This is a genomic window from Pseudonocardia nigra, from assembly GCF_019396355.1.
Lineage (GTDB): Bacteria > Actinomycetota > Actinomycetes > Mycobacteriales > Pseudonocardiaceae > Pseudonocardia > Pseudonocardia nigra.
In genome coordinates, this window is record NZ_JAHKRK010000306.1 from 1 (window position 1) to 6,982 (window position 6,982).

At 71.8% G+C, this 6,982-nt stretch carries 8 protein-coding genes; all 8 read left to right on the forward strand.

Annotated elements, in window-relative coordinates; all coding sequences use genetic code 11:
* Window positions 1–122: 122 nt before the first annotated feature.
* The 8 genes from KME75_RS38565 to KME75_RS38600 all read left to right on the forward strand — a co-directional run bounded on the left by KME75_RS38565 (window position 123) and on the right by KME75_RS38600 (window position 6,709).
* Window positions 123–863: a 2-keto-4-pentenoate hydratase gene (locus KME75_RS38565; protein WP_219419884.1), complete on the forward strand. Its 741-nt coding sequence runs from the start codon at window positions 123–125 to the stop codon at window positions 861–863.
* Window positions 864–924: 61 nt separating this feature from the next.
* A complete protein-coding gene (locus tag KME75_RS38570; protein ID WP_219419885.1) occupies window positions 925–1,890 on the forward strand; it encodes a ketopantoate reductase family protein in 966 nt (321 codons plus the stop codon).
* A complete protein-coding gene (locus KME75_RS38575; protein ID WP_219419886.1) occupies window positions 1,887–2,972 on the forward strand; it encodes a mandelate racemase/muconate lactonizing enzyme family protein in 1,086 nt (361 codons plus the stop codon). The genes KME75_RS38570 and KME75_RS38575 overlap by 4 nt, the downstream gene beginning before the upstream one ends.
* A 186-nt stretch (window positions 2,973–3,158) precedes the next feature.
* On the forward strand, window positions 3,159–3,947 hold the full coding sequence (locus KME75_RS38580) for an SDR family NAD(P)-dependent oxidoreductase (RefSeq protein ID WP_219419887.1): 789 nt from the start codon (window positions 3,159–3,161) through the stop codon (window positions 3,945–3,947).
* Between the two features lie 117 nt (window positions 3,948–4,064).
* On the forward strand, window positions 4,065–4,823 hold the full coding sequence (locus KME75_RS38585; RefSeq protein WP_219419888.1) for an SDR family NAD(P)-dependent oxidoreductase: 759 nt from the start codon (window positions 4,065–4,067) through the stop codon (window positions 4,821–4,823).
* 198 nt (window positions 4,824–5,021) lie between these two features.
* Window positions 5,022–5,690: a peroxiredoxin-like family protein gene (locus KME75_RS38590; protein ID WP_308283456.1), complete on the forward strand. Its 669-nt coding sequence runs from the start codon at window positions 5,022–5,024 to the stop codon at window positions 5,688–5,690.
* A 73-nt stretch (window positions 5,691–5,763) separates the two neighbouring features.
* Window positions 5,764–6,225: a MaoC family dehydratase gene (locus KME75_RS38595; RefSeq protein WP_219419889.1), complete on the forward strand. Its 462-nt coding sequence runs from the start codon at window positions 5,764–5,766 to the stop codon at window positions 6,223–6,225.
* Between the two features lie 61 nt (window positions 6,226–6,286).
* The gene (locus KME75_RS38600; protein ID WP_219419890.1) at window positions 6,287–6,709 is read left to right on the forward strand and encodes a PPOX class F420-dependent oxidoreductase; all 423 of its coding nucleotides are present in this window, start codon (window positions 6,287–6,289) and stop codon (window positions 6,707–6,709) included.
* Window positions 6,710–6,982: the final 273 nt, after the last annotated feature.

Genomic DNA, 6,982 nt, shown 5'->3' on the forward strand with positions numbered 1-6,982 from the left:
GCCACCGCGCGGTCGCCACCCGCTACGACAAGCGCGACTACATGTTCCGCGGAACCATCGACGTCGCCTCGATCAGGATCTGGCTCCGCGACCCCGTCCCATGATCCAAGGGACACGCTCTAGTGCGCTCGCTGGCCCTCCGACAGCTGGCCGACTACCGGGCCGGGACGCCGGGCACGTCCTTCGCCGACCCCGGACTGCCACCGCTTGCTCTCGAGGATGCCTACCGGGTGCAGGTCGAGGTGGCGGCCCTGCGTGGCCCGGCGGAGCAGGTGGTCGGTTACAAGGTCGGCTGCACCGGCCCCGGAACCCGCGCGCAGTTCGGGCTGGACGGGCCGATCCGCGGGCTCCTGTACGACACCGAGCTCCACCCTTCGGGCAGCGAGCTGTCCTACCGGGCCTACGCCGACCTGGCGATCGAGGGCGAACTGGCCGTACGCATGGGCGGCGACGGCCGGATCGCACAGGTATTCCCGGTCATCGAGCTGCACAACTACGTCTTCCGGGGGCAGCCGCCGACGCTGTCCGAGCTCGTGGCCAACAACGGCATCAACGCCGGAGTGATCCTCCCTCCGCCGGCGGCGGAGGTGCCGTGGCGCGAGGACGAGCCGGTGACCGGGCGGTTGACCGTCCAGATCAACGGAACCTGTGTCGAGGAAGGGCCCATGGACGGCGTCCCGGGAGGACCGGCGGGGTCGCTGCGGTGGCTGGCGCAGCATCTGGCCGATCACGGCCTGTCTGTGCGTCCTGGGCAGCTGATCCTGACCGGCACGCCGCTGGGGCTGATCCGGGTGCGGCCGGGCGACCACATCCGGGTGACCGCCGACCACTTGGGCGCGGTCGAGGCCACGATCGGCCCCTGAGTCGTTCGCGAGGCGTCCGTGCGCGGCTGCCGGGCGGCGCACCCGCGGCTACGTTCGGTCCATGGACCGCGACACCGGAAATGCACTTGCCCCGGAAGACCGTGCCGGCCTTGCCAGCCTGCGTGTCGCCGTGCTCGGCCCCGGCGGGGTCGGTGGCCTGCTCGCCGGGCTGCTGGCCCGCGCGGGGGCCACCGTCACCTGCCTGGCCGGTGCCGACACCGCCGCGGTCCTGAACCGCCAGGGCCTGCGCATCGACAGCGGCAGGTTCGGCAGCTTCACCGTCCCGGTGCGGGCCGCTGGACGGCTGGCCGAGCCGGTCGACGTCTGCCTGGTAACCGTCAAGGCCACCCAGTTGGACACCGCGGCGCAGCGGGTTCCGGCCGACGTTCTCGGCGGTGCGCTCGTGGTTCCCCTGCTCAACGGGGTGGAGCACGTCGCTCTGCTGCGGCAGTGGTATCCCGGGGCGGCTGTGGTGGCGGGGACCATCCGGGTCGAGTCGAGCCGGGTGGCGCCCGCGGAGATCCGCCACGACAGCCCCTTTGCCTCCATCGAGCTGGCCGCCGGCCATGAGCTGCGCGACCGGGTCGAGCAGCTCGCCCACGTGCTGCAGCAGGCCGGCTTGGACGTGCGCGTCACCGAGGACGAGGGCGCCATCCTGTGGGGGAAGCTGAACTTCCTCGCTCCGCTCGCGCTGCTGACCACGGACGAGGACGCCCCCGCCGGTGTGGTCCGCGAGCGCCGGCGCGAGGACCTGGTCGCGGTGATCGCCGAGGTGGCGGCCGTGGCCCGCGCCGAGGGTGCGCCCGCCGACGAGCACGGCGTCCTGGAGTTCTTCGACCAGGTCCCAGCGAGCATGCAGTCGTCCATGCAGCGTGACGCCGCCGCCGGCCGGCCGACCGAGCTGGAGGCCATCGGCGGAGCCGTCGTTCGCAGCGGGGCCACGCACGGAATCCCGGTGCCGGTGACCACTCACCTGGTCGAGCAGCTGCGCGCCCGCGGCCTCGCGCCAACGGAGGCAGCCCGATGAGGATCGACCGGATCCGGGTCGGCTACGCACCCGTGCCCATGCGCAACCCGATGCGCACCGCCATCCACTCGACCACCCACACCCACAACGCCCTGGTGGAGATCTCCACCGACGGTGTCACCGGACAGGGAGCAGCGCTCACCCTGTCCCCCGGGCAGGCGCAGGCGGTCTGCCGCGTCCTGGAGGACTTCGCCGGCCTGCTGCACGGGACCGACCCCCGCAACATCCGCGGGCTGGCCGCGCAACTGCGGCAGCGGGTGAGCCTGACCGGACAGTCGGGGATCAGCATGCTGGCCCTCTCCGCGATCGACACCGCGCTGTGGGACCTGCACGCCCGGGCCGCCGACCTACCGCTCTACCAGATGCTGGGCGGCAGCCCCGCCGCCCTGCCGGTCTACGCCCAACCCGGCTGGCTGTCCCTGTCCGAGGAGGAACTCCTCACCGAGGCCCTCACCGTCCAGGAGCAGGGCTTCGGCCACTACAAGATGCGGGTCGGCTCACCGGACTGGCGCCACGACGTCGAGCGCGTCAGCCGCGTCCGCGAGGCACTGGATCCGGCGACCCAGCTGCTCGTGGACGCCAACCAGGGCTGGTCCCGGGTCCAGGCGCTGGCCGCCGCCCGGGCGCTGGATGACCTCGGGCTGTTCTGGCTGGAGGAACCGGTCGACGTCAACGACGTAGCCGGGATGGCCCGGGTCGCTGCCGCCATCCAGACCCCGGTCGCGGCCGGGGAGAGCGTCTTCGGCACCGAAGGCATGCGCCCACTCATCGAGCACGACGCCGCCGCCGTCCTGATGCCCGACCTGCAGCACTGCGGCGGACCCACCGGATTCCTCCTCGCCGCCGCCCAGGCTCAGCTCGCCGGCCTGCCGATCTCCAACCACCTGTTCATCGAGGTCAGCATCCACCTGCTCGCCACCTGCCCGAATGCCTACATCGTCGAGTACATGCCCGGCTGGTGGGACGACCTGTTCCACCGGCCACCCGACATCCGCAACGGCACCCTGCGGCCCAGCGACGACCCAGGCATCGGCGTCCGCTTCCGCGACGACGCCGAGGCCACCCTCGTCACGGTGGGCTGACCAGCACCTCCGTTGGTAGCGGCCGGACGCCTGCGGCACCGTCGTGGCCGGAGTCGTCGGCGACCGATCCGTCCGGTCGGTGAGTGGAACGGGCGGCTCCTGGCTATGAGGGATGAGGCCAGGCCCCGAGTCCCGACGACGGGACCTCACGTCAGGGCCTGGCTCCAGGAAGAGGAGACACCCCCTATGGCTCTGCCCCTACAGGCCCGCACCGCGCTGGTCACCGGCGGCGGCCGCGGGATCGGGCGCGCGACCGCGGTCGCGCTGGCCGAAGCCGGCGCCTCGGTCGCCGTGCTCGCCCGGTCGGTCCAGGAGGTGGAGCAGACGGTCGAGGAGCTGCGCGCCACCGGGAATCGAGCCGCCGGGGCCTCCGGTGACGTGGCCGACGCCGCCGCGCTGGCGGACGCGCTGGACCGGCTGACCGGGGAACTGGGCACCATCGACATCCTGGTCAACAACGCCGGGGTGAGCTGGCCGGTCGGGCCGACCGTGGGCATCGACCCCGAGGAGTTCGCCCAGGCTGTGGCGATCAACCTTGTGGGCCCGCTGCGGTGCATCCGCCACGTCCTGCCGGGAATGCTGCAGGCCGGCTGGGGCCGGACCGTCAACGTCACCACCGGCGCGGCGAACCCACCCGGTTTGCCCCGCGCCGCGGCCTACTCAGCCAGCAAGGCCGGGCTCAACCAGCTGACACTCAACCTCGCCACCGAGCTGGCCGGCACCGGGGTCGCCGTCACCGCGGTCGACCCCGGCCCGGTCGACACCGCGATGCAGGACTACATGCGTGACCAGCCCGCCGACGTCATCGGCGACGGAGTGCACCAGATGTTCCAGCGCTTCCACACCGAGAGCCGGCTCAACCACCCCACCCAGCCCGCGAACCTCATCACCGCGCTCGCGGCCGGCGACGTCACCGCAGAGATCGTGGCCGTCGGATCCGACCGGGCCTCAGCACTGGTGGACACGGCGGCCTGACCGCCCCCCGTCGCACGCCAACGGACGCCACGCGGCACCCCGGCCTCACCCCGAGTCCATCCCGCACCGCAACCGCACCGCACCGCAACTGCGGCGGAACAGAGGAGCTTCCGTTCCATGAGCACCCCCAGCAGTGACCTGACGGGCAAGACCGCGCTGATAACGGGCGCCACCAGCGGAATCGGTCGCGCCACCGCCCAGGCGCTGGCCCGATTCGGTGCCCACGTGGCCATCGCCGGCAGAAACGAGGACCGCGGACAGCATGCCGTGGATTCGATCACCGAGACCGGAGGACGGGCGAAGTTCCTGGCCGCTGACCTCACCGATGCCTCCGCCGCGCGAGACCTGGCCGACCGCGCCACCGAGGTCCTCGGTGGCAGCGTGGACATCCTGGTCAACGCCGCCGGGATCTTCCCCTTCGGGCCCACCGCCAAGACCGACGAGGCCAGCTTCGACGCCGCCTACGCCCTCAACGTCAAGGCCCCCTACTTCCTCACCGCCGCGCTGGCCCCGGCCATGGCCGTCCGGGGCCACGGCGTCATCGTCAACGTCACCACGATGGTCGCTGAGTTCGGCGCAGCGGGCATGGGCCTCTACGGCTCGACCAAGGCCGCACTGGGGCTGCTGACCAAGTCATGGGCAGCCGAGTACGGCCCCAGCGGCGTCCGGGTCAACGCGGTCAGCCCCGGACCCACCCGCACCGAAGGAACAGCGAGCATGGGAGAGGCGCTGGATCAGCTCGCCGCCGGCGGCCCCGCCGGCCGGCCCGGCACGCCAGACGAGATCGCCAGCGCGATCGTCTATCTGGCCAGCGACGCCGCCTCCTTCATCCACGGCGCGATCCTCCCCGTCGACGGCGGCCGGATCGCCGTCTAGCGACCCCGCTACCCGCGGTGCACCGCCCTGGGTGCACCGCCGGGGGTGGTCTGGCGGGGGTGGTCCGGCTGGGTCGTGGGGCACGGCGCATCATTGGACTAGGCGGTCCAGCCCAGATTTTCCGGGGCCTGATCCCGCCGACGCGGTCAGACGTGTCCTGTCGCCGATGCCCCTAGCCGACGAGGAGGAAAGGTCACCGTGCCTGACAACGCCCCAACGATCGCCGAGCAGGTCGTCACGCTGCAGGAGGGGATGGCCGCGCAGGCGCCCGCTGAGATCCTGGGCGCGTTCGGCGCCGAGCAGACCGGCCTCGCCACCGCTGGTGTGCCCGCGGGGGTGGCCACCGCGGGTGCGCTGATGCCCGACGGTGACCTGCTGGATGCCCGTGGGCAGGCAACCACGCTCGCCCGGGCGCGCGACGGCCGGCCGGCCGTCGTCGTGTTCTACCGCGGGGCCTGGTGCCCGTACTGCAACCTCGCGCTGCGCACCTACCAGCAGCAGCTGCTCCCGGCCCTGTCCGAGAGGGACGTGGCCCTGATCGCGGTCAGCCCGCAGAAGCCCGACGGCTCCCTGACCATGCAGGAGCCCAACGAGCTGACCTACACGGTGCTGTCCGACCCCGGCAACCAGATCGCCACCGGTCTGGGCATCCTCACCGCCCCCAGCGAGGACGCCGGCAAGGCCCAGGCAGCCCTCGGCCTGAACGTGGCCGCCGGCAACGCCGATGCCACCAACTTCCTGCCCATGCCCACGGTCGTCCTGGTCGACCGGGCCGGGGTCATCACCTGGATCGACGTCCACCCCGACTACTCCACCCGCACAGAGATCGCCGACATCCTCGACGCGGTGGCCACGACGATCGGCTGAGGGACTGATGCACCTCAGGCGCACCTCGACCGGCCCGCAGCGGCCGACCGTCCTCCTCGGTTAGGTTCCGTGGATGATCGAGCGCTACTTCGAGGACTACGTCCCCGGCACGACCTCCGAACACGGCACCGTCCAGGTGGCCGAGACCGAGGTGGTGGAGTTCGGCCGGCGGTTCGACCCGCAGCCGTTCCACGTCGATGCCGAGGCGGCCGCCGCGGGCCCGTTCGGGGGTCTGATCGCCAGTGGCTGGCACACCTGCGCGTTGATGATGCGCCTGCTGGCCGAGGAGTACCTGTCCCCCGTCTCCAGCCTCGGCTCCCCGGGCGTGGACCAGCTGCGGTGGATCCTGCCGGTGCGACCCGGTGACGAACTCACGCTGCGCACCACGGTCGAAGACGCTCGGATCTCCCGCAGCAAGCCGGATCGGGGGATCCTCCAGACTCGGATCGAGCTGGTCAACCAGGCCGGAGACGTCGTGCTGCGCCTGGTGGCGACCAATCTCGTGCGCGCCCGCCCCGACACCCCCGCCGGCTGACAGATCCTGTCGACCATAGAGCGGAGAGGACAGGTGACCCGCCCGTCGGTACCGTGAAGCAGTGACCTTCGCCGAGGCGTTAGCCCTGGTGGCCTCGCAGCACGTCGGAGTCCTCGTTACCGTGCGCCGCGACGGAAGACCGCAGACGAGCAACGTCGTCTACGCGCTCGACGGCCACCGGGTCCAGATTTCGGTCACCGAGGACCGCGCCAAGACCCGGAACCTGCGTCGCGACCCCCGCGCCGTCCTGCACGTGAGCTCCCCGGACCTGTCGGCCTGGGCAGCCCTCGACAGCACCGCGGAACTGTCACCCACCACGACCATCCCCGGCGATGCCACCGGCCAGGCCCTCGCCGAGCTGTACACGGCCATCGCCGGAAGAGAACACCCGGACTGGGCGGAGTACCACCGCGCCATGGTGGAGGAACGCCGACTGATCATCACCTTGACCGTAACCTCCGGCTACGGCGGAAAGGCCGGCTGACCCCGCGCAGCCCGACAACGGCTCGGGCACGGCCCTGCGGCCTCCATTCTCACCGAGGGCGTAAGGACGGGCGGTGTTGCCCGCCACTGAAGATGACGATGTAGGCGCCGTTCACGGTGACGACGAAGAACGGACATACCGGGCGAGGTTGGTCGTCAGGGTGTCGCCGTGGTCGTCAAGGTGCCGGGAGCCAGCCGCATGCGCGCCGGTTCGACGTCGGCACGGTGGCGCCGGGTTACGGGCGCGCGAGGACCCGGCAGGAACCGAAATCTC